We start from the raw sequence: 26932 nt of genomic DNA on the forward strand, positions 1-26932 counted from the left end.
AGTCTTAATGAGTAGTAGCCAAAGCTCCTCCAACGGCCTCGAGCAGGGGCTAAAACCGCGTCATGTGACCATGCTGTCGATCGCCGGGGTTATCGGCGCCGGGCTGTTTGTCGGCTCCGGCCATGCCATCGCCGCTGCAGGGCCGGCCGTGCTGTTGGCCTACGCGGCCGCCGGTGCTCTGGTGGTTCTGGTAATGCGAATGCTCGGCGAGATGGCCGTTGCCTCGCCAGATACAGGTTCCTTCTCGACATATGCCGATCGCGCCATCGGTCACTGGGCCGGTTTCACCATCGGCTGGCTCTACTGGTGGTTCTGGGTTTTGGTCATCCCGCTGGAGGCTAACGCTGCCGCAACCATCTTGCATGCCTGGTTCCCGAATGTGGCGATCTGGGCCTTCACGCTGGTTATCACGTTGCTGCTAACGGTGACCAACCTGTTTAGTGTGAAGAACTACGGAGAGTTCGAGTTCTGGTTCGCCCTGGTCAAAGTCGTAGCGATCATCGGCTTTATCGGTCTTGGCATTCTGGCGATCTTCGGCTTTTTGCCAACCAGCCAGGTTAGCGGCGTCTCGCACCTGTTCGACACTCAAGGCTTCCTGCCAAACGGCATGGGCGCGGTGCTGGGTGCCATCCTGACCACCATGTTTTCCTTCATGGGCACCGAGATCGTGACCATCGCGGCCGCGGAATCGAAGAACCCTGGCCAGCAGATTTCCAAGGCTACCAACTCGGTTATCTGGCGGATTGGTTTGTTCTACCTCGTATCCATCTTCATCGTTGTGGCCTTGGTGCCATGGAACGACCCGATTCTGGCCAGTGTCGGTTCCTACCAGACTGTGCTGGAGCGCATGGGTATCCCGAATGCCAAGCTGATCGTCGATATCGTGGTTCTGGTTGCGGTAACCAGTTGCCTGAACTCGGCGCTCTACACTGCTTCGCGCATGATGTTCTCGTTGGGTAAACGCGGCGATGCGCCGGCCGTTTCCCAGCGCACCAACAGCAGCGGCACACCTTACTGGGCCGTGATGCTGTCGACCGCAGCTGCGTTCCTTGCAGTGTTCGCCAACTACGTGGCCCCGGCCGCTGTATTCGAATTCCTGCTGGCCAGCTCTGGCGCCATCGCGTTGCTGGTGTACCTGGTGATCGCGATTTCGCAACTGCGTATGCGCAAACAGCGTATGGCTCACGGTGAAAAAATCGCCTTCAGCATGTGGCTGTTTCCGGGCCTGACCTACGCGGTGATCGTATTCATTGTCGCGGCCCTGACCATCATGCTGTTCCAGGAAGCCCACCGCGTGGAGATCCTCGCGACTGGTTTGCTGAGCTTGTTGGTGGTGGCTGCCGGGTTGTTTGTGGCTCGCCGTCGCAAGCTGCAGAAAGTGGGCGCGGTGGTGCTGAACTGATTCGTACCGCGTAATGCAAAACGGCCGCTGTCAGTGATGACAAGCGGCCGTTTTTATTTCCGGGGTAGCCTTACTCGGCCTTTTCCACCGGCAGGTCCAGCGACTGGCGATAGCTGTCCAGCGCATCGCCAAAGTCGGTGATGAATTGCGGGTCGGTCAGCCAGGCCTGGGCGGCGTCGCGGTCCATGCCATCGGCCCACATGCGGTAGTCGATCAGCATGTCGGCGGCCAGATGCGTGGCGGCCATGGCTTCGTTGTCGGCGTTTTCCATGTCCAGCAGTTCTGGATGATCGCTGATGATTTCGGCGAGGTTCGACAGCAGGGTCAGCAGCATGTCGTTGCGGCTGGTGGCCTCGGCGTCACGCATTTTGCTGAACATCGCCAGGGTGTATTCCGGGATCGGCTCGCCGAGTTCGCCCAGGTCATCGTCCAGCTCTGCGGGTTTTCTGCCGTGGATATTGATTTGCCTGGCTTTGATCTTGGCGCGTTTGGCGCGTTTCTGTTGCTTGTTCAGGGATGCCATGGGGACTCAGTTTGGTTTCTGTTGGTTTTGGGCTGCGATGACTTCGGAAGCTGCCACGTAGTCAGCCTGGAAGGCCGGGGATTCGATCCACGCCAAGGCGCTGGCTTCGTCAGCTTCGGTGGACCATTGGCGATACTCGATCAGCGCAGCGATGATGAAGTCTGTCGCGGTTTCTTCGCCTTCCTGTTCCAGCACCAGCGCGAGCAGGGGGTGTTCAAGAAAGGCCGCGCACATCGCCTGTTGACTGATCTTTGCCGCATCGATCATTTCTTTGAACAGTTCGGTCAGGTCCACCGATTCGAAGTCGATGCGATCGTCGTTCGGGTCCAGCTCGACCGGCGTGGCAGCCCGCTGGGTGCGGTTCTGCTTGGCCTTGGCTTTGGCGCGGGAGGCGCGTTTGTTCTGCTTGTTGGCGGAGGCCATGGGCTTCGTTCCGTAATTCGTTGAGAGGGCGCATCCATCAGCTGCGTGGCACTCGCCGCCCGGGTGTATCGGGGGCCAGCTCGCCGGTCTGCAGCCAGGACAATGCAATGGGCCATAGTGTGGCTTGGTATGCGCCGCGAAAAAAGGCGAAATGTCCGACTTCTTCTTCGCCGATGTCTTCAGGGGTGATTCGCAGGTGAGTATTTGTGCTGTTGGTGAAGTAGCCGAGCAGGCGTTCAACGGCCGGAATCGTGCCATAGGGATCATCACTGAGGCTGATGGCCAGCGTTTGGGCGGTGACGTTCCCGAACGGCAGCGGGCCGCTTTCGGCGTGGATGACGCGAGCGCTGGGGCGTTTCTCATATTGGGCGGCGGGCATGCTCCAGTCGCGGACTACACCGGCCGGGGTGTCTTCGAGCCAGCCGAGGCGTTTGCCGGGAAAGTAGCCATAAAGCATGGTCATCAATGGCATCACCACATGCCACTTGCCAAACATTCGCCAGCGATGAGCAGGGGCGTAGTCGCGCCAGTAAGCGAACTGCGCACCCACCGTCACCAGGCGTCGGATCAAATGCCCGGAGGCTCCCAGCCCGGCCGCGCAACCGCCGAAGCTGTGGCCAACGACATTGATGGGTTGTTGCGCAAACTCGCGTTGCGCTCTTTGCAGCATCGCCTCGAAATCCAGTGCGCCCCAGTCGGACCATGAAGCTTCAAGCCCTTTCAACGACGCGGGGCGCGACTCGCCGATGCCGCGGTAGTCATAGGTGATTACGTCGAAGCCGTTGGCGAACAGGTAATCGGCGAAGCGCGAGTAGTGTCGGCAGCGGACTGAAGTAGCAGCGTTGATAATCACCACCGGACGGGTTGGGTCTTTATTCGCATGCCGCCAGGTGAAGCCGCCAAGGATGAAACCGTCGGCGGCGGGCTCCTTGAAAGATTCACCAGGTGTGCCGGTGGGTAACGGCAATTCACGTTGCGTCGGGGCCAGTGAGGGTATGTCCTGCAAATTCATCGGCGTTGAACCTTTGCGGTTAGCCAACCACCATAGTCTTCACGCCGTTCATGAACAATCCACCCGTGCTTATCGGAGCCTCTGCTTGAGTAACCGCTCTTCAAGCACCGCCCATTCCCGATCCAGTTCTGTGCGAAGTTCCTCCTCGCTCGGCAGCACCAGTCTGTAGGTGCTGGCGAACAGTTGTTCGTTGCCTTGCAGCACTGAGTAGCGCACCACCGATTCATCTTTTTGCGCGCAGAGAATGAGGCCGACAGTGGGGCCATCCTCCGGTCCGCGCTTGAGGTCGTCGTACATGCGCACGTACATGTCCATCTGGCCTACATCCTGGTGGGTCAGAACGCCGCGCTTGAGATCGAAGATGACGAAGCACTTGAGCAGGTAGTTGTAGAACACCAGATCGATGTAGAAGTCTTTGCTCTCGGTACTGATGCGTTGCTGGCGAGCGATGAAGGCGAAGCCTTTGCCCAGTTCGAGCAGGAAGCCCTGGAGTTGATTGATCAATGCTTGTTCAAGTTCGCTTTCCTGGATCAAGCCCGCATTGGGCAGGCCGAGAAATTCCAGTAGCACTGGGTCCCGGATGAAATCCCGAGGGCTGGCGTTCATTTTCTGGATGTTGGTGGCGGCTTCCTGTTTAACGGCAGCCCGGTCGCGGCTCGCCAGCAAGCGTTCGTAATAGAGGGTATTGATCTGGCGCTCGAGGGCGCGACTTGACCAGTTCTGCAGAGCCGATTCGTTCATGTACCAGTGGCGAGCGTTGTCGTTGTCGACTCGTAGCAGTCTGCGGTAATGGGTCCAGCTCAATTCGGAACGCACTGCGTTCCAAATTGGAAAGGTCTGATAAAAGTCCCGCATGTATCGCAGGTTGCGTTCGTCAAAACCTTTCCCAAACTCCGACGTCAGTACTTTCGCCAGCGTCGATAGCAACTGCTTGCCATAAACCGCCCGCCGAGCGCCTTCCTGCTCGAACTCCACAATATGCCGTCCGATTTGCCAACAGGTTTGCACCTGAACGGTATCGACCGCTCGCAGCACCTTCTGGCGCGCTTCACGGATCAATTCGCCAAGATTGCCGAGCAGTGAGGTGATCTGTGAATCTTGAGTGTTACCGGATTTGAGGGAACTCATGACATTTTCCGCGGCTGAAGGAAACAGGCACAAGAGGATGGCAAGAGAGTGATGGTGCGCGATGCCGGGCGTTGCTGGTAAATCGGAAGGAAAGGCGAATTTGCTTTGCAGGACCGGGCCGACGGCAGCCCATGCATGAGGAGCACATCACGTAGTCCGATTCGCAGTGAGCCCAAGTGCGAATCGATCTAAAACTTGAACATTCGGTAACAAATCTAAAAAGAGTAACGATTGGGTTCTGCGTAACCCGGGAGTCGCCATCATGAAGAACGTCCATTCATTCATGCTGCCCATCGCCGCCGTCGGCGTAATGATGTTTCCAGTCCTGCTTAACGCCGCCAGTCTTGAACCGATCGACAGCACAGGCGTGCAAGTCCAGCAGCAACAGCAAAACGGGATTACGTACCTGTCCGGGGGGATCGGAGAGGATGAGGCGCGAGCCATTCAACAAACCCGGGGCTATAACTTGCACATGACTTTCTCCACCGGACCTAAGGATGAATACGTTCCCGATGTGGATGTGGTCATCGAAAAAGCAGCAGGACAACCCGTACTGACGCTGAGTGAGGCTGGGCCGCTGGTTTACGTTCAGCTACCTGCCGGCAAGTACACCGTTGTCGCGACGCATAAGGGTGAGGTGCGGCGGGATACAGCGGATGTAGGCAGTGGTGCCGCTCGCAATCTGGTTTTCCACTGGGGCGGTGAAAACTAGTCAGGAGAGACGCTTGCACGATACCTGATCAAATCGCGGGCATAAAAAAAACCCTGAATCTTGCGATTCAGGGTTTTCGGTATTTGGTGCCCAGAGACGGAATCGAACCGCCGACACGGGGATTTTCAATCCCCTGCTCTACCGACTGAGCTATCTGGGCAACGGGGCGCATTAAACTGGTTTTTCAGGGGGTCGTCAAGAAAGTTTTCAAAAAAATTTTAATTATTACCGTCGCTTACGATCCGACCCCCGAAAAAACGGGATTATTCAGCCGGCGGAACGTAGCCTTCGGCCTTGGCGTATTCCTCGCCGGAAAAGAACTTGTCCATCTCGCCTTGAAGATATTTGCGGTCTTCGGCGTTCATCATGTTCAGGCGTTTTTCGTTGATCAGCAGGGTCTGGTGCTTCTGCCAGTCGGCCCAGGCCTTTTGCGATACGTGGTCAAAAATGTCCTGACCTTTTGCACCCGGAAATGGAGCGCGCTCCAGGGCGGGCAATTCTTCTTTGTACTTGCGGCACATGATGGTGCGGGTCATGACGACTCTCCTGCGTTCAATACGGCGGCCGCGCGTTCGAGCAAGGTTTTGACCGGGGCGGCAAGGCCCAGGCGCGGCGGGGTGGCGAGGTTATACCAGAGCCAGTCGGCCTCGGCCACGGGATGGCCAGCCTCCTGGACCTGAACCAGCCAGGGTTCGATGGATAACTGAAAGTGGCTGAAAGTATGCACCAGGCTCGGCAGTGCCTGTTGGCTGCGCAATTCCAGCGAATGCTGCGAAGCCAGATGTTGCAGGTCGTCGAGGTTGTCGAGTTCCGGCAGGCTCCAGAGACCGCCCCACAGGCCCGTGGAAGGGCGACGGTAAAGCAGAATCGCCCCTTCGCCATTGGCGAGCATCGGCATCAACGTGCGCTTCTGTGGCACGGCTTTGCGCGGCTTGGGGATCGGGTAGCGGGTTTCGAGGCCAAGCATGTGCGCCTCGCAACCCTTTTCCAGCGGGCAAAGCAGGCAGCTCGGTTTGCTGCGGGTGCAGAGCGTGGCGCCCAGATCCATCATCGCCTGGGTGTAGGCGTTGACTCGATCGTGTGGCGTGAAGCGCTCAGCGTTGGCCCACAGCTGTTTGGCAACCTTGGGCTCGCCCGGATAACCCTCTTGCGCGGTAAAGCGCGCCAGCACCCGTTTGACGTTGCCATCGAGGATCGGCGCCCGCAGGCCCATGCTCAGGCTGGCAATCGCGCCAGCCGTGGACAGGCCGATACCTGGCAGGTCGGTGAGCTTTTCCACATCACGGGGAAACTCGCCGCCATATTCGGCAACGACAATCTTCGCGGTCTTCTGCAAGTTGCGCGCGCGGGTGTAATAACCGAGACCAGTCCACAGGTGCAGCACTTCGTCTTCCGGCGCGGCGGCCAGAGCTTCGACCGTTGGCAACGAGGCCATGAAACGGTCGAAGTAATTCAGCACGGTGCTGACCTGGGTCTGCTGCAACATGATTTCCGAGACCCACACCCGGTAAGGGGTGATGCCCTGTTGCCAAGGCAAATCGTGGCGGCCGTGGCGGTCGTACCAATCCAGCACCGCCGTTGAAAACTGCTCGGCTCTCATCGCTTGAACAGCCCCTTGAGCGCGTTTTTCAGTTCCGGGCTGACTTTATCGCCAAGCTTCTCGTCGATTTTTTCGCTGATCCGCTCGCCAGCCAGTTTGCTCGCGACTTGTCCCATGCGTTCGTTGTCGACGCGGCAAGCCTTGGCACCCAGTTCCAGCGGGCCACGGCAGCGCAGCGGCCACTCGATGCCGACGAAGCGCTCGCTGACCTGGCAGGCTGGGTCCGGCATGTCGCTCTTGTCACCTTCGACGATCACGCCGACGCGGTAATCCATGCCCAGCACTCGCAGGTCAATGTCGCCGTTACCGTTGACGGTCATGCCCGGGATGCGCACTTTCAGGTCGGGGTTGCTGGCCACGCCGTTGTGGAAGGTCAGGTTGCCCTTGAGCTCTTCGAACGGTGTGTCCTTGCCCCGTGGCTCGCCCGTGAGGGTTTTGCGATTCAGGGTGGCGATGCCTTTGCACAGTTGCTGCTCAAGGTTGGCATTTAGCAGCACGCCATTGTTGATGACGAAACTGGCATTGCCGTTGAGGTTGTCGATCAGCACGCTCTGGCTATTGCCGCTGCTGGTCAGCGCGCTATCGAGCGTAACCAGGCCTTGGACCGGTGGATTTTTCCCTTGGCTTTCGAGGATTTTTTCTACAGGCACTTTGCTGATGCGCGTCTGCATGTTCAGCGCCGGCACTTGCTGGCGCACGTCCAGGGTACCTTTGGCTTCGAAGTTGCCGTCGTACAGGTCGCCGCGCAGGTTCTCCAACGTCAGCAGGCCGCCTTGGCCGGTGGCCTTGAGGGCAGCATTCTGAATTGGCAGTTTGTCGAGGGTCAGCTGGCCGAAGGTCAGGTCGGCGTCCACGTCGAGTTTGCTCAGGCGTTCCACCGGCAACAGACGCTCGGTGCTCCACGGGCCTTTGGTCGGTGAGGGTGGCAGCGGGGAACTGCCCGCGCCAGCCATCGCCTCGCTCTCGGTGCTGGCCACTTCGGCCTCACGCACCTGCTTCGCGCTGTTGGCTTCGGCGGATTTTGGCGGCAAGTAACGGTCGACGTTGAAGGTGTCAGCCTTGAGGGTTGCGCGCAGCGATTGCTTGGCGAAGTCCTCGACAGCGATGCGGCCGCTGAAAGTGCTGTCGTCGAGTTTCAGGTTGAGGTTGTCGAGGGACAAACTGGTCGGCGTGCCGGCAACCTGGCTGGCCAGCTCGACTTTGCTCAGGCTGCCTTCGGCCATCGCCGGGAGTTTCTGGCCGATGCTGTCGACGAATTTCGCCAGATCGAATTGAGCAATCGACAGGCCACCGCTGATTTGCGGGGTCTTGTCGAGGTCGTTGGCCTTCAGTTCACCCAAGGCGCGCAGCTGGTTGGCGGAGATTTTAATGCCGGTCCATTCGGCGACGTTGGCTGCCTTGTCCAGCAGCAGCTGACCTTGAGCGGCGAAGGTCATGGTCTTGCCTTGCAGCGGATCGCCAGCGACTTCACCGGAGAGCTTCATGTCTTCGAATTTGTAGCGCTGCAGCGCACGCTCGAAACGCAACTCGCCGGCCAGCTCGGTCCGCACCCGCAGAACCGGTTGGTTGGTACCGAGGAACGCGGTGAGTTTGACCGGGATGTTGGTCGAGTCGTGCACAGGACCAGTGCTCAGCTGGATGCTTTCGGCGCTGAACAGCTTGCCGGTTTTCTCGTCGCTGTACTCAACGCGGGCGTTGTTGACGGTCAGGCTGTCGATGTCCAGGCGGATCGGCTGGGCCGGTTTTTCTGCCTGGGCAGTAGTCGTTGGTGCGGGCTCGCCGGTGGTGGCGGGCGGCGTGGCCGAGGTCGTCGGGGTGGCAGGAGCCGGGACCTTGCCGATGTCTTCCCAGTTGCCGTGGCCGTCCTTGTCGCGGTTCAGGCGCAGGTTCAGGCCTTCGACGCGCACATCGCTCATCTGCACTTCGCGGCGCAGCAGCGGAATCACGCGCACCGACAGGCCGAGCATCTGCAAGTCTGCGAACGGTTCGGCAGGCTTGGCCAGGGTCGCAACACTGGCGTCGTGCAATTCCAGGCCCAGCCAGGGAAACAGGCTCCAGCCGATATCGCCATTGAGCGTCAGCTCGATGTGGGCCTTGTCGCGGGCAATCTGGCGAATCTCGTCTTTATAGTCGTTGGGATCGAAGAGGTGGGTCAGGGCAAAGCCCAGCGCCACAATGATCAGCAACAGCCCGAGAAGTACCAGACCCAGGATTTTGCCGAACGCTTTCATGGGCGAGTCCTTGTATTAGTCGAATTCGAAATTTAGCCGGGGAGTATAGCGCTCCGAAGTGGCTGACCGGTCAGTGATCACTGCGGGAGCTCATCCAGCGGCACTTTCAGCTTAGCCGCTAGCGCTTGAGCTTCGAGGTGCCCGGCAGGCGCCAATAGACGCAATGTCGCGCCTGATTGCGACGCCATTTTCTGCGCTTCGTTCACCAGACGCTCGGCAACCCCACGGCGACGGGTGATTTTTCGTACGCATAAATGGGACAAATGCCAGACGTCGTGGTGCCGTTGCAAACGTGCCGCACCCAACAGGCGATCGTTGAAGCGTCCGGCGATCAGCGAACCGTCCTGCAGGCAGTCTTCGATCAGCTGCATTTCCCCAGTGAATGGCGCAAACAGCCAGTCCGGGGCGTCACGGTAGATCTTCTGCAGGTCTTGCTGATCCTGATAAGTGGCTTGGTTCAGCAGCTCGACAATGATCGGCATGGTGTCTCCCTTGAAAGTAATCGCGTGAAAACAAATTGTTGCGGTTGTACGAGAACAGACGACTTACAAAAAGGTGATATCACTTTGGTTTTTCTGTCACGTGCAAATGGTAACCTCTGCCCGTTCGTCCGTCCTTATCGCGACGTGATGTCGCACCAAAATGGAGCTTCACCTAAAAAACAGTCATGCCTGCGTGCATAAAGGCTGGGGGTGAAGAGCGGCTGGCGAACCATACTAATAATTGGGGGATTTACCATGACTACCAGCATCACGGCGGACGGCATCAAAGCCGACCAGCCCGCGTTCCTGTCCAAGGAGCGCATCATCGCCAAGCCCGGTTTCAACCGTTGGCTGGTACCACCGGCCGCTCTGGCCATCCACCTGTGCATCGGCATGGCCTATGGCTTTTCGGTGTTCTGGTTGCCGTTGTCCAAAGCCCTGGGCGTCACCAAGGCCGTGACTTGCGCGCCGGACATGAGCTTCATCGCTCAGGTCTTTTCGTCTCAATGCGACTGGCCGATCTCGATGCTCGGCTGGATCTACACCCTGTTCTTCATCTTCCTTGGCTGCTCGGCAGCCATCTGGGGCGGCTGGCTGGAACACGCAGGTCCGCGCAAGGCCGGTGTGGTGTCGGCACTGTGCTGGTGTGGCGGTCTGCTGATTTCGGCGCTGGGGGTCTATACCCACCAGATCTGGCTGATGTGGATCGGCTCCGGGGTCATTGGCGGTATTGGCCTGGGGCTGGGTTACATCTCGCCGGTCTCGACCCTGATCAAGTGGTTCCCGGACAAGCGCGGCATGGCCACAGGCATGGCGATCATGGGCTTCGGCGGTGGCGCGATGGTGGGTGCCCCACTGGCCGCAGCGCTGATGGGCCACTTCGCTTCGCCAACCAGCGTGGGCGTATGGCAGAGCTTCCTGGTAATGGCCGCGATCTACTTCGTGTTCATGATCGGTGGCGCGCTGTCCTACCGCGTTCCGCCAACCGGCTGGAAGCCTGAAGGCTGGACTGCTCCGGCAAAAAAAGCCTCGAACTCGATGATCACTCACCGTCACGTCCATGTGAATGTGGCGTGGAAAACCCCGCAATTCCGTCTGGTGTGGCTGGTGCTGTGCCTGAACGTTTCGGCGGGTATCGGCATCCTTGGCATGGCTTCGCCGCTGTTGCAGGAAGTCTTCGCCGGTAAATTGCTGGGTACCGACCAGACGTTTGGTCAGCTGGATGCCGGGCAACTGGCCTCGATCGCAGCGATTGCGGCCGGCTTCACCGGTTTGCTGAGCTTGTTCAACATTGGTGGCCGGTTCTTCTGGGCTTCGTTCTCGGACTACCTGGGCCGCAAAAACACTTATTTCGTGTTCTTCGCCCTCGGATTCGCGCTGTACGCGCTGATCCCGAACCTCGGTCACCTGGGCAACGTTGCGCTGTTCGTGGCGGCGTTCTGCATCATCCTGTCGATGTATGGCGGCGGTTTTGCGACGGTACCGGCTTATCTGGCTGACTTGTTCGGTACGCAAATGGTCGGCGCGATTCACGGTCGTCTGCTGACGGCGTGGGCGGCGGCGGGTGTGTTGGGGCCGGTGTTGGTGAACTACCTGCGTGAATATCAGCTGAGCATCGGCGTTGAACGTGCCGCGGCTTACGACATCACCCTGTACATTCTCGCGGGCCTGCTGGTGCTGGGTTTCCTGTGCAACCTGATGGTTCGCCCGGTGGCCGACAAGTACTTCATGACCGACGCTGAACTGGCGGCCGAACAGGCGCTGGGCCATGACAAGGGTGCTGATGCCAGCACCGTGCTGGAGTGGAAAGCGGATGCGGGCACCAAGCCGTTGGCGGTGGCTGCGTGGCTGGTGGTGGGCATTCCGTTGGCGTGGGGTGTTTGGGTGACGCTGCAGAAGACTGCGGTGTTGTTCCATTAAGTAAACGCATCATCCCTGTGGGAGCGAGCCTGCTCGCGATAGCGGTCTGACAGTCGACAGAGATGTTGAATGTGGAGGCCTCATCGCGAGCAGGCTCGCTCCCACATTTGTTTCGCGTTTTAATGAAACTGCTTGTACTGACATGTCTATCCCCGACAGCAGGGGATTCACTCCGTCAGTGATATCACCTCTCGTGTTTCTGTTTAGCGCCCGCGACCCTATAATGGCTGCCTTTTTCGCCCCAATGATTTTTGCGGAGCTGGTGATGGCCGAACGTATGGCGTCTGTCGAGCGCGACACTCTGGAAACCCAGATCAAAGCCTCGATCAACCTGGATGGCACCGGAAAGGCCCGATTTGATATCGGTGTACCTTTTCTTGAGCACATGCTGGACCAGATCGCCCGTCACGGGCTGATCGACCTGGATATTGTCAGCAAGGGCGACCTGCATATCGACGACCACCACACGGTGGAAGACGTCGGTATCACCCTGGGTCAGGCCTTCGCCAAAGCCATCGGCGACAAGAAAGGCATCCGTCGCTACGGCCATGCCTACGTGCCGCTCGATGAAGCGCTGTCGCGCGTGGTGATCGACTTCTCCGGCCGCCCTGGCCTGCAGATGCATGTTCCTTATACCCGCGCGACCGTCGGCGGTTTCGACGTTGACCTGTTCCAGGAATTCTTCCAGGGCTTCGTCAACCACGCCCTCGTCAGCCTGCACATCGACAATCTGCGTGGCACCAACACCCACCACCAGATCGAGACCGTGTTCAAGGCTTTCGGCCGCGCACTTCGCATGGCCGTGGAGCTGGATGACCGCATGGCCGGTCAGATGCCGTCGACCAAAGGCGTTCTGTAATGCAGACGGTCGCGGTTATCGATTACGGCATGGGCAACCTGCACTCGGTGGCCAAGGCTCTCGAGCACGTCGGTGCCGGCAAGGTGCTGATCACCAGCGATGCCGATGTGATTCGCGAAGCCGACCGGGTGGTATTCCCCGGCGTCGGCGCGATTCGCGATTGCATGGCGGAGATCCGTCGCCTGGGTTTCGACACGCTGGTGCGTGAAGTCAGCCAGGACCGTCCGTTCCTCGGCATTTGCGTCGGCATGCAAGCCTTGCTCGACAGCAGTGAAGAGAACAACGGCGTGGACTGCATTGGCCTGTTTCCGGGCCAGGTGAAGTTCTTCGGCAAAGGTTTGCACGAAGACGGCGAACACCTGAAAGTGCCGCACATGGGCTGGAACGAAGTGAAGCAGACGGTAGAACACCCGTTGTGGCACAACATTCCAGACCTGGCGCGTTTCTACTTCGTGCACAGCTACTACATCGCTGCCGGCAATGCGCGGCAGGTGGTGGGCAGCGGTCACTACGGTGTCGATTTCGCCGCTGCGCTGGCCGATGGCTCGCGTTTCGCCGTGCAGTTCCACCCGGAGAAGAGCCATACCCATGGCCTGCAATTGCTGCAGAACTTCGCTGCGTGGGATGGTCGCTGGTAAATGGCTGCCAAAAAGAAGCCGCCGATCCTGACCCTCACTCCCGAGCAGGAGAACGAGGCCAATCACAAGATCAAACGCTTCATGGAGGATCGCTTCGAGCTGGACCTGGGTTCGTTCGAAGCGGCTGAAATCCTTGAGCTGTTTACCCGCGAAATTGCTCCGCACTATTACAACAGGGCGATTTTCGATGTGCAGACGCACCTCAAAGAGAGGTTCGAAAGCATCGAAAGCGACCTGTGGGCGCTCGAGAAAAACTGATTTCCGAGCGAAGCTGAATACTCGAATTTGAAGGTTTGCCAGATGCTGATTATTCCCGCTATCGATCTCAAAGACGGTGCCTGTGTTCGTCTGCGCCAGGGCCGCATGGAAGATTCCACGGTGTTCTCCGATGACCCGGTGAGCATGGCAGCCAAGTGGGTGGAAGGCGGTTGCCGCCGTCTGCATCTGGTCGACCTGAACGGTGCTTTCGAAGGCCAGCCGGTCAACGGCGAAGTGGTCACCGCCATCGCCAAGCGCTACCCGAACCTGCCGATTCAGATCGGCGGCGGCATCCGCTCGCTGGAAACCATCGAACACTACGTGAAAGCGGGCGTGAGCTACGTGATCATCGGCACCAAAGCCGTGAAAGATCCGGCTTTCGTTGCTGAAGCCTGCCGCGCGTTCCCGGGCAAAGTGATCGTGGGGCTGGATGCCAAAGACGGTTTTGTCGCCACCGATGGCTGGGCTGAAATCAGCACCATCCAGGTGATCGACCTGGCCAGGCAATTCGAAGCCGACGGCGTGTCCGCGATCGTTTATACCGACATCGCCAAAGACGGCATGATGCAGGGCTGCAACGTTTCGTACACCGCCGCCCTGGCCGCTGCGACGAAGATTCCGGTGATCGCTTCCGGCGGCATCCACAATCTGGGTGACATCAAGTCGCTGCTCGACGCCAAGGCGCCAGGCATCATCGGCGCCATCACCGGCCGGGCGATTTACGAAGGCACCCTCGATGTCGCTGAAGCGCAAGCTTTCTGCGATTCGTACAAAGGCTGAGGACTCACCATGGCGCTGGCCAAACGCATCATCCCTTGCCTGGACGTGGATAACGGCCGGGTGGTCAAGGGCGTCAAGTTCGAGAACATTCGCGACGCCGGCGACCCGGTGGAAATCGCCCGTCGCTACGATGAACAGGGTGCCGACGAGATTACTTTTCTCGACATCACCGCCAGCGTCGATGGCCGCGACACCACGCTGCATACCGTCGAACGCATGGCCAGCCAGGTGTTCATCCCGCTGACCGTGGGTGGCGGCGTACGTACCGTGCAGGACATTCGCAACTTGCTCAATGCCGGTGCGGACAAGGTATCGATCAACACCGCTGCGGTGTTCAACCCGGAGTTCGTCGGCGAAGCGGCTCAGCATTTCGGCTCGCAATGCATCGTCGTCGCCATCGACGCGAAGAAAGTTTCCGGTCCGGGCGAAACCCCGCGCTGGGAAATCTTCACCCACGGTGGTCGCAAGCCAACCGGTCTCGACGCGGTTGAGTGGGCGAAGAAGATGGAAGGCCTCGGTGCCGGCGAAATCCTGCTGACCAGCATGGACCAGGACGGTATGAAAAACGGCTTCGACCTGGGCGTCACCCGCGCCATCAGCGATGCGCTGGGGATTCCGGTGATCGCGTCCGGTGGTGTCGGCAACTTGCAGCACTTGGCCGACGGCATCCTCGAAGGCCACGCCAGCGCGGTGCTGGCGGCGAGTATTTTCCACTTCGGCGAATACACCGTGCAGGAAGCCAAGGCTTACATGGCTCGTCGCGGCATCGTGATGCGCTAAACAGTACAGGCCAGTGGACAGCATGGCGGGCTCAAGGCACTCTTGGGCACGCCATGGATTTCGGTAGCCCGACATGCTTAAACGTCTTCTTCTTGTCCTCGCCAGCGCTTCTCTGTTGTTCATCAACGGAGTTCACGCCGAAGAAAATCCCGGCACCGGTCTGGTGTTGCTGACGGAAAACTTCCCGCCGTACAACATGGCGAAGAACGGCAAAAATTTCGCTCAGGACGAGAACATCAACGGCATTGCCGTGGACGTTGTCCGTGAGATGTTCAAACGCGCCGACATCACTTACAGCCTGACGCTACGTTTCCCCTGGGAGCGAATCTACAAACTCGCCCTGGAAAAACCCGGTTATGGCGTGTTCGTTATGGCGCGATTGCCGGACCGCGAGAAACTCTTCAAGTGGGTCGGCCCTATCGGCCCGGACGACTGGATCATGCTGGCCAAGGCCGATAGCAAGATCACCCTCGAGTCGTTGGAGCAGGCGCGCAAATACAAGATTGGCGCCTACAAGGGCGATGCGATTGCCGAGACGCTGGCCAAGCAAGGACTGAAACCGATTGTTGTGCTGCGCGATCAAGACAACGCCAAAAAACTGGTCAACGGCCAGATCGACCTGTGGGCCACCGGTGATCCGGCAGGCCGCTATCTGGCGCGCCAGGAAGGCGTGAACGGGCTCAAGACCGTGCTGCGCTTCAACAGCGCCGAGTTGTACCTGGCGCTGAATAAAGACGTGCCGGACGAAACCGTCGCCAAGCTGCAAGCCGCGCTGGATCAGCTGCGCAAGGAAGGCGTGGTAGACGAGATCATGTCGCGGTATTTGTAGCGTTCAACGCCCAACCGTCTGGCATGCCTATACCAATGTGGGAGCGAGCCTGTTCGCGATGAAGGAGTGTCAGTCGACATCATTGTTGTCTGACATACCGCCATCGCGAGCAGGCTCGCTCCCACAGTGGTTTTGTGGTGCGGCAAGTTAGCGGTAGACGCCATCCTTGCCATGCGCAGCCGTCGCGCGATTGCCGCGCACACTGATCATCTGTTTGATGTCGATCCAGTCAATGCCCTGAGCCTTGAGCTTGGGCAATTCACGTTCAAGCACCGCCAATGTCTGCGGATACGGATGCCCGATCATCACCGCAGAACCCTGCTTTCGCGCCAGGCTGATAGCCGTCTGTAGCTGAGTAAAAATGGCGGCTTCAGTGGGCTCGTCATCGAGGAACACATCCCGCGAAACGCTCGCCAAACCGATCTTCTGCGCCTCGGCGGCCGCCACGGTTTGCGCGCTGGTGCGGCTGTCGACGAAGAACTTGTGCCGCCGCTGCAAGTCCGCCATCAGCCAGGCCATGGCCGGTTGCTGAACGGTCATGCGGCTGCCCATGTGGTTGTTGATGCCAGCGGTATACGGCACAGCCTGGAACGCCGCATTCAAGCGCTTTTCGAGCTCTTCGATGGGCAACTCGGGATGCCAGGCAAACGGCCCGGTGGCCGGGTCCATGGGCATGTGCAGGATGACGATCTTGCCGGCGCGATGGGCTTCGCGAGCGAATTCGGTGGCGTGGGGCGTATCGGGCATGATTGCCGTGGTGACCGGGCCGGGCAGGGCCAACACGCGGCGATCCCGGGGCAGGTTCTGCCCCAGGTCATCGATGATCAGGCTCAGATAAGCCTTGTGAGGTGTGGCCGCTGTTGTGGCAGGCGCCGCGTGAGCGACACCCGCCAGACAGCACAGCAGACCGAGGAGCAACCGCAGGCGCATCTCAGCGGCCGGAGGTGATGCTCAGCCCTTTGAGCAGGCTCAGGGCCTGAGCCAACTGGTAATCGTCATCCTGTGGCATGGCCTTGGCTTTGCCACTGGAACCAGTCGGTTTGTCGGCGCCGCCATTGCCATTGCCCAGGTGACCTTGCAGATCGGCTTCCTTGAAGTATTCGCCGTCTTGCTCATTAGTGATCTTGGCCTTGCGCACTTCGATGTCCGGGACGATGCCCTGTGCCTGGATCGAGCGGCCGTTCGGCGTGTAGTACAGCGCCGTGGTGATTTTCAGTGCACGTTCGTTGTTCAGTGGCAACACGGTCTGGACCGAGCCTTTGCCGAAACTGGTGGTGCCCATGACCACTGCTCGTTTCTGATCCTGCAATGCTCCGGCGACAATTTCCGAGGCCGAGGCGCTGCCGCCATTGATCAGTACGACCATTGGCACGGCTTCACTTTCGTCCTTGCCGGTGGCGGAGAAGCGCAGTTCGGAGTTGGCGATGCGGCCCTTGGTGTACACGATCAGGCCCTTGGTGATGAAGTGGTCGACCACTTCCACCGCCGATTGCAGCACGCCGCCCGGGTTGTTGCGCAGGTCGAGGACGATACCGCTGAGCTTCTTGCCATTGTCCTTGCGCAGCTTGGCCAGGGCCTTGGAGACCTCTTCGCCGGTCTTGACCTGGAACTGGGTGATGCGGATGTAGCCGTAGCCGGACTCCAGCAACTGGCTCTTCACGCTCTTCACTTGAATGATTGCGCGGACCAGCGTCACGTCGAATGGCGCACCGCCGTCGCGCACCAGGGTCAGGGTGATCTTCTGGCCGATCTTGCCGCGCATCTTGTCCACGGCTTCGGTCATGCTCTGGCCGCGAGTCGGCTGGCCGTTGATCTTGACGATGAAGTCGCCGGCCTGAATGCCAGCCTTGGAGGCCGGGGTGTCATCAATGGGCGAAACCACTTTGATGAAACCGTCTTCGGCACCGACTTCGATGCCCAGGCCGCCGAATTCGCCGCTGGTGCTTTCCTGCAATTCAGCGAAGTCTTCCGGGCCCAGATAGGCGGAGTGCGGGTCGAGGTTGCTGAGCATGCCTTTGATGGCGTTTTCCAGCAGGGTCTTGTCGTCCACCGGTTCTACGTAGGCTGCCTTGATCCGGTCCATGACTTCGGCAAAGGTGCGCAACTCGTCCAGCGGCAATGGCGCCTTGGTGGTCGCAGCGGTGCCGGCAGGTGCGACCGCCGGAGCCGGTTGAGCAGCAAACGCCAACGGCGCGCCGATCACCAGGGCAATCGTCAGGGCCAGCGAGGTAAGGCGGGACAAATACAGCATGTCGAACGAACTCCTGAATTAGGTAACGTGCTTATCCTTGCGCACGACACCATTGCGCCGGATCACTCGGGTGACCCTGCTGACGAATAGCGAAATACAGCGCTGGTGTGTCCTGCCCGCCACTGCTACCGACAGTGGAGATGGACTCACCGGCTTTTACCACGTCACCCGCAGACTTGAGCAGCGTCTGGTTGTGACCATAAAGACTCAAAAAACCGTTGCCGTGGTCGAGAATCACCAGCAACCCGGCGCCACGCAGCCAGTCGGCAAACACCACGCGGCCGCCGTGAACGGCATGCACCTGGCTGCCGGCGGAAGCGCTGATCATCACGCCATCCCACTTGGTGCGGGCATCGTCGCCACGGCTTTCACCGAAGCGCGCCAGCAGTCGACCATCAACCGGCCATGGAAGTCTGCCGCGAGTGGAAGCAAAGGGACCGCCAAAGGTTTCGCCTGAACTTGAAACCAGTGCGCCGGGTGTCGATTTAACGGGTTTGCGTGGGGCATCGGTGGCATCTGCTTCAGCCTGAGCCTCACGTAAACGCTTTTTTTCGGCTTCCTGCTGGGCGATCAGCGCTTTTTGCCGCGCCTCTTCTGCCTCTCGAGCCTGACGGGCCAAGGTTTCTTCAATGGTTTTAAGAACTTTAGACAGGTCTGCCTGATCCTGCTCGCGCGCCGCCAGTTTCTGGTCGCGGGCCTTCACGTCGTCGTTGAGCTTGGCCAGGACTTGCTGACGCTCTTGGCGGACCTTGTCGAGTTCGTCGCGCTGGCTGTCTAGGCTGCTTTTCTGCACCAGCAATTGCGCTTGCTGCAGGCCGATGTCTTTTTCGACATTGGCCAGTTGGCGCAGGGTTTCGTTGAAGTTCTTCAGCTGCTCCAGGCGGGCCTGGCTCAGGTAGTCGTAATAGGTGAGGGTGCGGGCGAATTTTTCCGGGTTCTGTTGATTGAGCAGCAGCTTGAGGTATTCCTGACGGCCGTTCTGATAGGCCGCACGGGCCTGGATGGCGATCAGTCGTTGCTGTTCAATGCGCGCGCTCTGGAGTTTTTTTTTCTCAGCATCGAGTCGCTGTAGCTCGGATTCGCTTTTCTTCAGCTCTTTTTGCAGGGCATCGACCTGCTTCTCGAGCTTGCCCATCTCGGTTTCGGTGCCTTTAAGGTCTTTCTGCACCCCGGATTTTTCTTCCTGGAGTTTACCCAGCAGTTTCTTCAGCTCGGCAATGTCCTGACGCGTGGCGTCCAACTGTTGTTGGGTTTGCGTGCGCTCGTCGGCAAAGGCCGGTTGAAGCAGGCAAGTCAGGGCAAGGGCTATCAGGACGCGAAGCATAGAGGCGGGCGGCACCAGGGAAAGGGACGGCCTAGTATGCCCGCCAAGCGCAGCAAAAAAAATGCCCAATTGGGGCTGTGTGATAACTGGAGTGGGGTTCAGGGGTAATTAGTCTTCGAAACCACCACAAACCACTGTGGGAGCGGCGGTGCGACGATTCGACTTGCCCGCGATGACGTCCTGACATTCAACATAGAACTTGGCTGTCAGATTGCTATCGCGGGCAAGTCGAATCGTCGCACCGCCGCTCCCACAGGGTTTGGTGTCGTCAGATGGATCTGATCAGACCAGAATCGAAGTGCCCGTCATCTCCGCCGGTTTCTCAAGCCCCAGCAACATCAGCATGGTCGGCGCAACATCCGCCAGCACGCCGCCGTCGCGGACCTTGAAATCACGCTTGCCGACATAGATGAACGGCACCGGCTCGGTGGTATGCGCGGTGTGCGCCTGGCCAGTGGATGCGTCGGACATTTGCTCGACGTTGCCGTGGTCAGCAGTAATCAGAGCTTCGCCGCCGACCTTTTCCAGGGCATCGACGATACGGCCGACGCACAGGTCCAGGCATTCAACCGCTTTGACTGCCGCGTCGAACACACCGCTATGGCCGACCATGTCGCCGTTGGCGTAGTTGACCACGATCACGTCGTAACGCTGGTTTTCAATGGCATCGACGATGCGGTCGGTGACTTCCGGGGCGCTCATCTCGGGCTGCAAGTCATAGGTGGCGACTTTCGGCGACGGGATCAGGATGCGTTCTTCGCCCGGGAACGGTTCTTCGCGACCGCCAGAGAAGAAGAAAGTCACGTGGGCGTACTTCTCGGTTTCGGCGATGCGCAGCTGCGTCTTGCCGTTTTTCGCCAGGTAATCGCCCAGCACGTTGTCCAGGCTGCTCGCGGCGAAGGCCGACGGCGCGGGGATGCTGGCGGCGTATTGGGTCAGCATGACGAAACCGGCCAGTTTTGGCTGGCGAGCACGTTCGAATTCCTTGAAGTCATCTTCGACGAACACACGGGTCAGTTCGCGGGCACGGTCGGCGCGGAAGTTCATGAAGACCACGGCGTCGCCGTCTTCGACTTTCACCGGTTCGCCGATGGAGGTGGCTTTGACGAATTCGTCGCTTGCGCCACGTTCGTAAGCGGCTTGCAGGCCTTCCTGCGCAGTGGCGGCATTGAATTCGCTGTTGCCGTCGGCAATCAGGTTGTAGGCCTGGGACACGCGGTCCCAACGGTTGTCGCGGTCCATGGCGTAGTAACGGCCAATAATGCTGGCGATCCGGCCTTTGCCGAGGGCTTCGAAGGTCGCATCCAGCAACTCGATCGATGACTGGGCGCTTTTCGGCGGCGTATCGCGGCCATCAAGGAAGGCGTGCAGATAAATTTTCTCGGCGCCGCGCTTGTAGGCCAGTTCAGCCATGGCGACCAGGTGGTCCTGGTGGCTGTGAACGCCGCCATCGGACAGCAGGCCCATGAAGTGCACGGCTTTGCCGGCAGCAACGGCTTTATCCACCGCGGCGCAGATGGTCGGGTTCTCGAAGAACTCGCCATCGCGGATCGCTTTGGTCACACGCGTGAAGTCCTGATACACCACCCGGCCGGCGCCAAGGTTCATGTGACCGACTTCGGAGTTACCCATCTGGCCGTCCGGCAAGCCGACGTCCATGCCGCTGCCCGAGATCAGGCCGTTCGGCACGCTGGCCCACAAGCGGTCCAGTACGGGCTTCTTCGCGGCATAGATGGCGTTGGATTCCTGGCTGTCACTGTGACCGAAGCCGTCGAGAATCATCAGGACCAAAGGTTTAGGCGTCGTAGTCATAGATTCCACTCGTGGCTGAGTTATAAAGAGGGCGATGGAAAAGGGAGTGGCAGTTTAAAGCGAAGTTCCAGCCGCGTCACCGCCGGACGGGGTTTGGCCCACCATAGTGGCTGTGTATACTGGCCGACATTTTAACGCCCTGGAACCTCCTTCGATGGTTGCTCACCTGATTGAATTTGCCACTAACCACTATTTGCTTGTCGGTATCTTCGTCGTACTGCTGGCGTTGCTGATCGCTTATCAGATGCAAGGCGGCGGCCGCAGCCTGAGCACCGGTGAACTGACCGGGCTTGTCAACAAAGACGCAGGCGTGGTGATCGACATCCGTCCGATCAAGGATTTCACCGCCGGTCACATTGTTGGCGCGCTGAACATTCCTCACGACAAACTGACCGCTCGCGTCGGCGAACTGGAAAAGCACAAGGCCAAGACCATTATCCTGGTCGACGCCATGGGCCAGACTGCCGGCACTCATGCCCGCGAACTGATGAAAGCCGGCTTCACCGCCGCCAAGCTGTCCGGCGGTATTTCCAGCTGGAAAGCCGACAATCTGCCGCTGGTGAAGTGATATGAACAACGTCGTCGTCTATTCCAGCGATTACTGCCCTTATTGCTCGCGAGCCAAGTACCTGCTCGAGAACAAAGGCGTAGCCTTCGAAGAGATCAAGGTCGATGGCAAGCCGCAGGTGCGTGCCGCGATGGCTCAGAAGGCCGGACGTACGTCCGTGCCGCAGATCTGGATCGGCAGCACCCACGTTGGCGGCTGTGATGATTTGTTTGCCCTGGAGCGCGCCGGCAAGCTCGACGCCATGCTCAAGGCCTGACTGCCTTACTTGAAATAGCCAACCCTACAAGACCCGAGATCAGAAAGGATCTGAGATGACTGACCAACAGAACACTGCAGCTAGCGAAGAAGAAACCGCACCGCAATTTTCCTTGCAGCGCATCTACGTACGTGACTTGTCCTTCGAAGCCCCGAAAAGCCCGGCGATCTTTCGCCAGCAGTGGGAGCCAAGCGTTGGTCTGGATCTGAACACGCGTCAGAAGGCTCTGGAAGGCGACTTCCATGAGGTCGTACTGACCCTGTCGGTCACCGTGAAAAACGGTGAAGAAGTGGCGTTCATTGCTGAAGTGCAACAGGCCGGGATCTTCCTGATCAAGAACCTGGACGATGCTTCGATGAGCCACACGCTCGGCGCGTTCTGCCCGAACATCCTGTTCCCGTACGCTCGTGAAACCCTGGACAGCCTGGTGACCCGCGGTTCGTTCCCGGCCCTGATGCTGGCCCCGGTGAACTTCGACGCGCTGTACGCACAAGAGCTGCAACGTATGCAGGCGGCTGGCGAGACTCCAACCGTTCAATAAGCTGCGCTGCTGAAAATCGCGGGCAAGCCCGCTCCCACAGGATTGTGCAAAACCTGTGGGAGCGGGCTTGCCCGCGATTGTTTCTGTCAGGCGAAAATGATCTGAGGTTACTTGAATCCGAGCTGGCGCCAGCCTTCATACACGGCGACGGCCACGGTGTTGGACAAGTTCAGGCTGCGGCAGCCTTCGCGCATCGGCAAACGCAGGCGTTGTTCGCCGGGTAGGGCGTCGAGCACTTCGGCCGGCAAGCCACGGCTTTCCGGGCCGAACAGGAAGGCATCGCCCTCAGCGAAACTGGCGTCGTGAAATGGCCGCGAGCCCTTGGTGGTAAAGGCGAACAGCCGAGGATGGCCGAGGCTTTCCAGACAGCTGGCAAGATCTGCGTGGCGTTGCAGGGTGGCATACTCATGGTAATCGAGGCCGGCCCGGCGCAGACGCTTGTCGTCCATCTCGAAGCCCAGCGGTTCGATCAAATGCAGGTGGCAGCCACTGTTGGCGCACAGCCTGATAACGTTGCCGGTATTCGGCGGAATTTCTGGTTGGAAAAGGATGACGTGAAACATGCACGGCTCCGAAGGTAAAGATGATGGGCATTCTACGCCGCCAAAGGACCCTCGTTCGAAACTATTCCCGCGGGTGATGGCTTCGCTGGCAATTGTCGGGATGATGGTGGGCCTGATGATCGGTCGCCTGACCACCCCCGACCCCAGCGTTTTGCAGCAGGTCGAGGTGACGAGCGATGGGCTGGTGGTGTGGTTCAACAACGAACCCAAAACCCACGGCGAGATAGTCGACGGCAGCGTGGCGCTGTTGTTCGAGGCTGAAGGCCGTGCACAGAAAGGTCAGCTAAAGCTCAATGGCAAGGACGTGAATTGGCGAACGCGATTGAGTGATGGGGGATTGTTGCTGACGGTGGTGGCGGCCCGGCCGCTGCAGGGCGAGTGGGCCGGTAGCGAAGTCGATGACCGCTGGCGGCTGGAGATCCATCTCCGAGAGCAATAAAAGAGGGAATCCCCGGCCTGCCTGTACCAAGGACCCCAAAACAGGAGGGCTCGCGCGTTGCGGCGTGAGCCTGGTGTAAAGAGGGAATCCCCGGCCTGCCTGTACCAAGGTCCCCAAAACGGGATGGGCTCGCGCATTGCGGCGTGAGCTCGGTGTAAAGAGGGAATCCCCGGCCTGCCTGTACCAAGGTCCCCAAAACGGGATGGGCTCGCGCATTGCGGCGTGAGCCTGGTGTAAAGAGGGAATCCCCGGCCTGCCTGTACCAAGGTCCCCAAAACGGGATGGGCTCGCGCATTGCGGCGTGAGCCTGGTGTAAAGAGGGAATCCCCGGCCTGCCTGTACCAAGGTCCCCAAAACGGGATGGGCTCGCGCATTGCGGCGTGAGCCCGGTGTAAAGAGGGGAATCCCCGGCCTGCCTGTACCAAGGTCCCCGAAACAGGGTAGTGAATCGAATCACTGATTGGACTATTGCAGGGGGCGTGCCAGTTTTTAACAAGTGGAAGCAGAAAGCCGCTGAGCTGACCTGAAAGCCCCGTAATTCGGGGCTTTTGTGTTTCTGCGATATGGGTTTTCTTGCAGGTACATGCGGAATTTTGGATCGGTTGTCGTGCGCGATTGCGGTTCATGGTGCCTTGCCGCGGTGCATTGAGCTCAAAATGTGGGAGCGGGCTTGCTCGCGAAAGCGGTGTGTCATTCAACATCAATGTTGAATGTGATGGCCTCTTCGCGGGCAAGCCCGCTCCCACATGGATTTCATGTCAGCCACAAAAAGACGGCTTGGCACAATTCCTGTGGGAGCGGGCTTGCCCGCGATTGGATCTAACGATCAGCGAAGAGCCAAAGGCTGTTTAACCCTCATCCCCTTCATCATCATCCCCACCATCAACCTTCATCCCCAGTTCCTTGATCTTGCGAGTCAGGGTATTACGCCCCCAACCCAGCAAAACCGCAGCGTCGCGGCGGCGGCCGGCGGTGTGTTTGAGAGCGGTCTCGATCATGATCCGCTCGAAAGCCGGCACGGCGCTGTCGAGCAGGCTCGACTGGCCGCGAGCCAGCGCCTGATCAGCCCACTGACGCAACGCTTGCTCCCAGTTGGTCACCGGCGCCGAATCCTGCGGCAGGCTCAGCAGCTCCGGCGGCAAGTCGCTGATGTGCACTTCGCGACCCGAAGCCATCACCGTGATCCAGCGGCAAGTATTTTCCAGCTGACGCACGTTGCCCGGCCACGGCAGGTTCTTCAGGTATTCCTCGGTTTCGCTTTTCAGCAGCTTCGGTTCCACCGCCAGTTCTTGCGCGGCGCGGCTGAGGAAGTGCTTGGCCAGGGTCGGGATGTCTTCGCGACGGTCCGACAGCCGTGGAATGTGGATGCGGATCACGTTGAGGCGGTGGAACAAGTCCTCACGGAATTTGCCGGCATGCACCAGGGTTTCCAGATTCTGGTGAGTCGCGGCGATGATTCGCACATCGACCTTCACCGGTACATGGCCGCCGACGCGGTAGAACTCACCGTCCGCCAATACCCGCAGCAAGCGCGTCTGGGTATCCGCCGGCATGTCGCCGATTTCATCGAGGAACAGTGTGCCGCCGTCAGCCTGCTCAAAACGCCCGCGACGCAGGTTGGCCGCACCGGTGAATGCGCCTTTTTCATGGCCGAACAGCTCGGATTCCATCAGGTCCTTGGGGATCGCCGCCATGTTCAGCGCAATGAACGGCGAGGCCGCCCGTGGGCTGTGACGGTGCAGGGCGTGGGCCACCAGTTCTTTACCGGTACCGGATTCGCCATTGATCAGCACGGTGATGTTGGAGTGGCTCAAGCGCCCGATGGCGCGAAACACTTCCTGCATCGCCGGTGCTTCACCGATGATTTCTGGCGTACGGGTCAGGGCGACCGGGACTTCCAGGCCTTGCTGTTCCTGAGCGTGCTGGTTGGCGCGCTTGACCAGGGAGACGGCTTCGTCGACATCGAACGGCTTGGGCAGGTATTCAAACGCGCCGCCCTGATAGGACGCGACAGCGCTGTCCAGGTCGGAGTGCGCGGTCATGATGATCACCGGCAGTCGTGGGTGTTGTTCGCGAATCCGTGCCAGAAGGTCCAGACCGCTGGCACCCGGCATGCGGATGTCGGAGATGATCACGTCCGGCTGCTGGCGCGCCAGGCGGCTCATCACGCCATCGGCGCTGTCGAAGCTTTGCGTGGTCATGCCTTCCTGCTGCAAGGCTTTTTCCAGGACCCAACGGATAGAACGGTCGTCATCGACGATCCACACGGTTTCACTACGGCTCATGTCGATGTGGCTCCTTGTTCCAGTGGCAGAAAGATCGAGAACGTGGTGTGGCCTGGATGGCTGTCACATTCGATCAGGCCCTGGTGCTGGCTAATGATGTTCTGGGTAATGGCCAGGCCGAGCCCGGTACCGTCCGGGCGACCGCTGACCATGGGAAAGAAGATGGTTTCCTGTAGCTCGGCGGGGATCCCCGGACCGTTGTCGATGATTTCGATCTTGGTTACCAGGCGATGGCGCACGTGGCCGATGGTGAACTGGCGCATGGCGCGGGTACGCAAGCTGATGCGGCCAAGGCGCAGTTCGTTCTGGCTGCTGATGGCCTGCATCGCGTTGCGCACGATGTTCAGGACGGCCTGAATCATCTGTTCGCGATCAATCAGGACATCTGGAATGCTTGGGTCGTAGTCGCGCACCAAAGTGATGCAGCCCTGACTTTCGGCCTCCACCAACTGACCCACGCGCTCCAGCACCTCATGGACGTTGCACATGGCCAGCGACGGCAATTTGTTGGAGCCGAGCATGCGATCCACCAGATTGCGCAGGCGATCGGCTTCTTCAATGATGACGTTGGTGTAATCGCGCAGGCTTTCTTCCGGCAATTCACGGGCAAGCAACTGCGCCGCGCCGCGAATCCCGCCGAGAGGGTTTTTGATTTCGTGGGCGAGGCCGCGTACCAGCATCTTGCTGGTCTCCTGCTTCGACAGTTGCGCCTCTTCCTTGGTGATCCGCAACAAGCGGTCACGCGGGTGAACCTCCAGCAACAGCAGCGTAGCGCCATTGCTCAGGATCGGTGTCACGGCGTAGTCGACGGTCAGGGTTTGTCCGGTGAGGGCGGTGAGCATGGCTTCGCGCTTGGTGAACGGATGCGCCTGCTCGACTGCCTGGCGAAGGGAATTCAGCGCCTCGGTGGATTCGGTGAACAACTCGCTGATGAGTTGCCCATGGCTACGCTGGCCGCTGATGGCCAGCAGCATCTCCGCCGCCGGGTTCATGTACTCAAGGCGCAGTTCGGCGTCGAGCAGAATGGTGGCGGTGGTCAGGTTGTCGAGTAGCAAGCGGTGTAGTGCGTCGCTAATGGTCATCAGGACCTCTTTTGGAGCAGGGCATGCGCGTGGATAACGCGGCGATGCAAGGAAAATGCAAAAACCAAACCAAGGCTCCGAAAAGAAGCGTTTAGAGCCTGAAACAGGCGTTTGACGCTCATTTTCGTGGCGTTCTGCCAGCTTTCGCGGGTACTTTCGAACCAAAATGGGTTGGGATGTGAGTACGGTGCAGTGTATTGCACCAATATAGTGCGCAAACTTGAACGAAGTTAG

General features: G+C 59.4%; 28 protein-coding genes and 1 tRNA gene. 13 read left to right on the top strand and 16 right to left on the bottom strand.

Annotated features, from left to right (window positions below; translation table 11 throughout):
• Positions 1-7: 7 nt before the first annotated feature.
• Positions 8-1402 carry a GABA permease gene (gene gabP / locus AB3226_RS16310; protein WP_367373795.1) on the top strand — a complete coding sequence of 465 codons (1395 nt, stop codon included), beginning with the start codon at positions 8-10 and terminating at the stop codon, positions 1400-1402.
• Positions 1403-1472: 70 nt separating this feature from the next.
• On the opposite strand, the gene AB3226_RS16315 is transcribed toward gabP, so the two are convergent.
• The 4 genes from AB3226_RS16315 to AB3226_RS16330 form a co-directional block, all read right to left on the bottom strand.
• The gene (locus tag AB3226_RS16315) at positions 1473-1925 is read right to left on the bottom strand and encodes a hypothetical protein (RefSeq protein ID WP_367373796.1); all 453 of its coding nucleotides are present in this window, start codon (positions 1923-1925) and stop codon (positions 1473-1475) included.
• A 6-nt stretch (positions 1926-1931) separates the two neighbouring features.
• Positions 1932-2348: a hypothetical protein gene (locus AB3226_RS16320; RefSeq protein ID WP_367373797.1), complete on the bottom strand. Its 417-nt coding sequence runs from the start codon at positions 2346-2348 to the stop codon at positions 1932-1934.
• A gap of 37 nt (positions 2349-2385) precedes the next feature.
• A complete protein-coding gene (locus tag AB3226_RS16325) occupies positions 2386-3360 on the bottom strand; it encodes an alpha/beta fold hydrolase (RefSeq protein WP_367373798.1) in 975 nt (324 codons plus the stop codon).
• Positions 3361-3429: 69 nt separating this feature from the next.
• Positions 3430-4488: a YhcG family protein gene (locus AB3226_RS16330; RefSeq protein WP_367373799.1), complete on the bottom strand. Its 1059-nt coding sequence runs from the start codon at positions 4486-4488 to the stop codon at positions 3430-3432.
• 262 nt (positions 4489-4750) lie between these two features.
• Here AB3226_RS16330 and AB3226_RS16335 point away from each other — a divergent pair, with 262 nt between their 5' ends.
• On the top strand, positions 4751-5200 hold the full coding sequence (locus AB3226_RS16335) for a carboxypeptidase regulatory-like domain-containing protein (RefSeq protein ID WP_367373800.1): 450 nt from the start codon (positions 4751-4753) through the stop codon (positions 5198-5200).
• A gap of 84 nt (positions 5201-5284) precedes the next feature.
• Here the strand turns inward: AB3226_RS16335 and AB3226_RS16340 are convergent.
• From AB3226_RS16340 to AB3226_RS16360, 5 genes are all read right to left on the bottom strand, one after another.
• Positions 5285-5360, bottom strand: a tRNA-Phe gene (locus AB3226_RS16340).
• 103 nt (positions 5361-5463) lie between these two features.
• Entirely contained in the window at positions 5464-5736 is a 273-nt protein-coding gene (locus AB3226_RS16345; RefSeq protein ID WP_367373801.1) for an oxidative damage protection protein, read from the bottom strand.
• The gene (gene mutY / locus AB3226_RS16350) at positions 5733-6800 is read right to left on the bottom strand and encodes an A/G-specific adenine glycosylase (RefSeq protein ID WP_367373802.1); all 1068 of its coding nucleotides are present in this window, start codon (positions 6798-6800) and stop codon (positions 5733-5735) included. Before mutY ends, AB3226_RS16345 begins: the two co-directional genes overlap by 4 nt.
• Complete coding sequence (locus AB3226_RS16355; protein ID WP_367373803.1) at positions 6797-9031, bottom strand: AsmA family protein; 2235 nt, start codon at positions 9029-9031, stop codon at positions 6797-6799. The genes mutY and AB3226_RS16355 overlap by 4 nt, the downstream gene beginning before the upstream one ends.
• 77 nt (positions 9032-9108) lie before the next feature.
• Positions 9109-9513 (bottom strand): acetyl-CoA sensor PanZ family protein, encoded by a 405-nt coding sequence (locus tag AB3226_RS16360; protein WP_367373804.1) that lies wholly within the window; start codon positions 9511-9513, stop codon positions 9109-9111.
• A gap of 255 nt (positions 9514-9768) precedes the next feature.
• Here AB3226_RS16360 and AB3226_RS16365 point away from each other — a divergent pair, with 255 nt between their 5' ends.
• The 7 genes from AB3226_RS16365 to AB3226_RS16395 all read left to right on the top strand — a co-directional run bounded on the left by AB3226_RS16365 (position 9769) and on the right by AB3226_RS16395 (position 15577).
• A complete protein-coding gene (locus tag AB3226_RS16365; RefSeq protein ID WP_367373805.1) occupies positions 9769-11433 on the top strand; it encodes an OFA family MFS transporter in 1665 nt (554 codons plus the stop codon).
• Between the two features lie 265 nt (positions 11434-11698).
• Positions 11699-12292, top strand: coding sequence for an imidazoleglycerol-phosphate dehydratase HisB (gene hisB / locus AB3226_RS16370; protein WP_007897437.1), 594 nt, complete (start codon positions 11699-11701; stop codon positions 12290-12292).
• Positions 12292-12930: an imidazole glycerol phosphate synthase subunit HisH gene (gene hisH / locus AB3226_RS16375; RefSeq protein WP_367373806.1), complete on the top strand. Its 639-nt coding sequence runs from the start codon at positions 12292-12294 to the stop codon at positions 12928-12930. The genes hisB and hisH overlap by 1 nt, the downstream gene beginning before the upstream one ends.
• Entirely contained in the window at positions 12931-13188 is a 258-nt protein-coding gene (locus AB3226_RS16380; RefSeq protein WP_046045558.1) for a DUF2164 domain-containing protein, read from the top strand.
• 42 nt (positions 13189-13230) lie between these two features.
• Positions 13231-13968 carry a 1-(5-phosphoribosyl)-5-[(5-phosphoribosylamino)methylideneamino]imidazole-4-carboxamide isomerase gene (gene hisA / locus AB3226_RS16385; RefSeq protein WP_123500042.1) on the top strand — a complete coding sequence of 246 codons (738 nt, stop codon included), beginning with the start codon at positions 13231-13233 and terminating at the stop codon, positions 13966-13968.
• A 9-nt stretch (positions 13969-13977) separates the two neighbouring features.
• Positions 13978-14748 (top strand): imidazole glycerol phosphate synthase subunit HisF, encoded by a 771-nt coding sequence (gene hisF / locus AB3226_RS16390; RefSeq protein WP_367373807.1) that lies wholly within the window; start codon positions 13978-13980, stop codon positions 14746-14748.
• 73 nt (positions 14749-14821) lie between these two features.
• Entirely contained in the window at positions 14822-15577 is a 756-nt protein-coding gene (locus tag AB3226_RS16395; protein ID WP_367373808.1) for a substrate-binding periplasmic protein, read from the top strand.
• A 147-nt stretch (positions 15578-15724) separates the two neighbouring features.
• Here AB3226_RS16395 and AB3226_RS16400 read toward each other — a convergent pair whose 3' ends face one another.
• The 4 genes from AB3226_RS16400 to gpmI form a co-directional block, all read right to left on the bottom strand.
• On the bottom strand, positions 15725-16507 hold the full coding sequence (locus tag AB3226_RS16400) for a divergent polysaccharide deacetylase family protein (RefSeq protein ID WP_367373809.1): 783 nt from the start codon (positions 16505-16507) through the stop codon (positions 15725-15727).
• A gap of 1 nt (position 16508) precedes the next feature.
• On the bottom strand, positions 16509-17828 hold the full coding sequence (locus AB3226_RS16405) for a S41 family peptidase (protein ID WP_367373810.1): 1320 nt from the start codon (positions 17826-17828) through the stop codon (positions 16509-16511).
• Between the two features lie 31 nt (positions 17829-17859).
• Positions 17860-19152, bottom strand: coding sequence for a murein hydrolase activator EnvC (locus AB3226_RS16410; protein WP_367373811.1), 1293 nt, complete (start codon positions 19150-19152; stop codon positions 17860-17862).
• Positions 19153-19434: 282 nt separating this feature from the next.
• Entirely contained in the window at positions 19435-20964 is a 1530-nt protein-coding gene (gene gpmI / locus AB3226_RS16415; RefSeq protein ID WP_367373812.1) for a 2,3-bisphosphoglycerate-independent phosphoglycerate mutase, read from the bottom strand.
• A 154-nt stretch (positions 20965-21118) separates the two neighbouring features.
• Here gpmI and AB3226_RS16420 point away from each other — a divergent pair, with 154 nt between their 5' ends.
• From AB3226_RS16420 to secB, 3 genes are read left to right on the top strand one after another with little or no spacing between them, the layout of a single operon-like run.
• Positions 21119-21532: a rhodanese-like domain-containing protein gene (locus AB3226_RS16420; RefSeq protein ID WP_123361124.1), complete on the top strand. Its 414-nt coding sequence runs from the start codon at positions 21119-21121 to the stop codon at positions 21530-21532.
• Position 21533: 1 nt separating this feature from the next.
• Positions 21534-21788 carry a glutaredoxin 3 gene (grxC, locus tag AB3226_RS16425; RefSeq protein WP_007939440.1) on the top strand — a complete coding sequence of 85 codons (255 nt, stop codon included), beginning with the start codon at positions 21534-21536 and terminating at the stop codon, positions 21786-21788.
• Between the two features lie 55 nt (positions 21789-21843).
• Positions 21844-22329, top strand: coding sequence for a protein-export chaperone SecB (gene secB, locus AB3226_RS16430; protein WP_007897410.1), 486 nt, complete (start codon positions 21844-21846; stop codon positions 22327-22329).
• Positions 22330-22436: 107 nt separating this feature from the next.
• On the opposite strand, the gene AB3226_RS16435 is transcribed toward secB, so the two are convergent.
• On the bottom strand, positions 22437-22892 hold the full coding sequence (locus AB3226_RS16435) for a tRNA (cytidine(34)-2'-O)-methyltransferase (RefSeq protein ID WP_007949025.1): 456 nt from the start codon (positions 22890-22892) through the stop codon (positions 22437-22439).
• Between AB3226_RS16435 and AB3226_RS16440 the strand changes: the two genes are divergently transcribed.
• Positions 22891-23331, top strand: a complete 441-nt coding sequence (locus tag AB3226_RS16440; RefSeq protein WP_367373813.1) for a hypothetical protein — start codon at positions 22891-22893, stop codon at positions 23329-23331. The genes AB3226_RS16435 and AB3226_RS16440 overlap by 2 nt on opposite strands.
• Positions 23332-24179: 848 nt before the next feature.
• Here AB3226_RS16440 and ntrC read toward each other — a convergent pair.
• A complete protein-coding gene (ntrC, locus tag AB3226_RS16445; protein ID WP_007897405.1) occupies positions 24180-25616 on the bottom strand; it encodes a nitrogen regulation protein NR(I) in 1437 nt (478 codons plus the stop codon).
• Positions 25613-26698, bottom strand: coding sequence for a nitrogen regulation protein NR(II) (gene glnL / locus AB3226_RS16450; protein WP_367373814.1), 1086 nt, complete (start codon positions 26696-26698; stop codon positions 25613-25615). The genes ntrC and glnL overlap by 4 nt, the downstream gene beginning before the upstream one ends.
• Between the last annotated feature and the right edge of the window lie 234 nt (positions 26699-26932).

Source organism: Pseudomonas lini (genome assembly GCF_964063345.1).
Classification (GTDB): domain Bacteria; phylum Pseudomonadota; class Gammaproteobacteria; order Pseudomonadales; family Pseudomonadaceae; genus Aquipseudomonas; species Aquipseudomonas lini_B.

Bases quoted from the DNA above. Each gene is read 5' to 3' on its own strand.
- gabP (WP_367373795.1), top strand. From the start codon at position 8: ATGAGTAGTAGCCAAAGCTCCTCCAACGGCCTCGAGCAGGGGCTAAAA.
- AB3226_RS16315 (WP_367373796.1), bottom strand. From the start codon at position 1,925: ATGGCATCCCTGAACAAGCAACAGAAACGCGCCAAACGCGCCAAGATC.
- AB3226_RS16320 (WP_367373797.1), bottom strand. From the start codon at position 2,348: ATGGCCTCCGCCAACAAGCAGAACAAACGCGCCTCCCGCGCCAAAGCC.
- AB3226_RS16325 (WP_367373798.1), bottom strand. From the start codon at position 3,360: ATGAATTTGCAGGACATACCCTCACTGGCCCCGACGCAACGTGAATTG.
- AB3226_RS16330 (WP_367373799.1), bottom strand. From the start codon at position 4,488: ATGAGTTCCCTCAAATCCGGTAACACTCAAGATTCACAGATCACCTCA.
- AB3226_RS16335 (WP_367373800.1), top strand. From the start codon at position 4,751: ATGAAGAACGTCCATTCATTCATGCTGCCCATCGCCGCCGTCGGCGTA.
- AB3226_RS16345 (WP_367373801.1), bottom strand. From the start codon at position 5,736: ATGACCCGCACCATCATGTGCCGCAAGTACAAAGAAGAATTGCCCGCC.
- mutY (WP_367373802.1), bottom strand. From the start codon at position 6,800: ATGAGAGCCGAGCAGTTTTCAACGGCGGTGCTGGATTGGTACGACCGC.
- AB3226_RS16355 (WP_367373803.1), bottom strand. From the start codon at position 9,031: ATGAAAGCGTTCGGCAAAATCCTGGGTCTGGTACTTCTCGGGCTGTTG.
- AB3226_RS16360 (WP_367373804.1), bottom strand. From the start codon at position 9,513: ATGCCGATCATTGTCGAGCTGCTGAACCAAGCCACTTATCAGGATCAG.
- AB3226_RS16365 (WP_367373805.1), top strand. From the start codon at position 9,769: ATGACTACCAGCATCACGGCGGACGGCATCAAAGCCGACCAGCCCGCG.
- hisB (WP_007897437.1), top strand. From the start codon at position 11,699: ATGGCCGAACGTATGGCGTCTGTCGAGCGCGACACTCTGGAAACCCAG.
- hisH (WP_367373806.1), top strand. From the start codon at position 12,292: ATGCAGACGGTCGCGGTTATCGATTACGGCATGGGCAACCTGCACTCG.
- AB3226_RS16380 (WP_046045558.1), top strand. From the start codon at position 12,931: ATGGCTGCCAAAAAGAAGCCGCCGATCCTGACCCTCACTCCCGAGCAG.
- hisA (WP_123500042.1), top strand. From the start codon at position 13,231: ATGCTGATTATTCCCGCTATCGATCTCAAAGACGGTGCCTGTGTTCGT.
- hisF (WP_367373807.1), top strand. From the start codon at position 13,978: ATGGCGCTGGCCAAACGCATCATCCCTTGCCTGGACGTGGATAACGGC.
- AB3226_RS16395 (WP_367373808.1), top strand. From the start codon at position 14,822: ATGCTTAAACGTCTTCTTCTTGTCCTCGCCAGCGCTTCTCTGTTGTTC.
- AB3226_RS16400 (WP_367373809.1), bottom strand. From the start codon at position 16,507: ATGCGCCTGCGGTTGCTCCTCGGTCTGCTGTGCTGTCTGGCGGGTGTC.
- AB3226_RS16405 (WP_367373810.1), bottom strand. From the start codon at position 17,828: ATGCTGTATTTGTCCCGCCTTACCTCGCTGGCCCTGACGATTGCCCTG.
- AB3226_RS16410 (WP_367373811.1), bottom strand. From the start codon at position 19,152: ATGCTTCGCGTCCTGATAGCCCTTGCCCTGACTTGCCTGCTTCAACCG.
- gpmI (WP_367373812.1), bottom strand. From the start codon at position 20,964: ATGACTACGACGCCTAAACCTTTGGTCCTGATGATTCTCGACGGCTTC.
- AB3226_RS16420 (WP_123361124.1), top strand. From the start codon at position 21,119: ATGGTTGCTCACCTGATTGAATTTGCCACTAACCACTATTTGCTTGTC.
- grxC (WP_007939440.1), top strand. From the start codon at position 21,534: ATGAACAACGTCGTCGTCTATTCCAGCGATTACTGCCCTTATTGCTCG.
- secB (WP_007897410.1), top strand. From the start codon at position 21,844: ATGACTGACCAACAGAACACTGCAGCTAGCGAAGAAGAAACCGCACCG.
- AB3226_RS16440 (WP_367373813.1), top strand. From the start codon at position 22,891: ATGCACGGCTCCGAAGGTAAAGATGATGGGCATTCTACGCCGCCAAAG.
- AB3226_RS16435 (WP_007949025.1), bottom strand. From the start codon at position 22,892: ATGTTTCACGTCATCCTTTTCCAACCAGAAATTCCGCCGAATACCGGC.
- ntrC (WP_007897405.1), bottom strand. From the start codon at position 25,616: ATGAGCCGTAGTGAAACCGTGTGGATCGTCGATGACGACCGTTCTATC.
- glnL (WP_367373814.1), bottom strand. From the start codon at position 26,698: ATGACCATTAGCGACGCACTACACCGCTTGCTACTCGACAACCTGACC.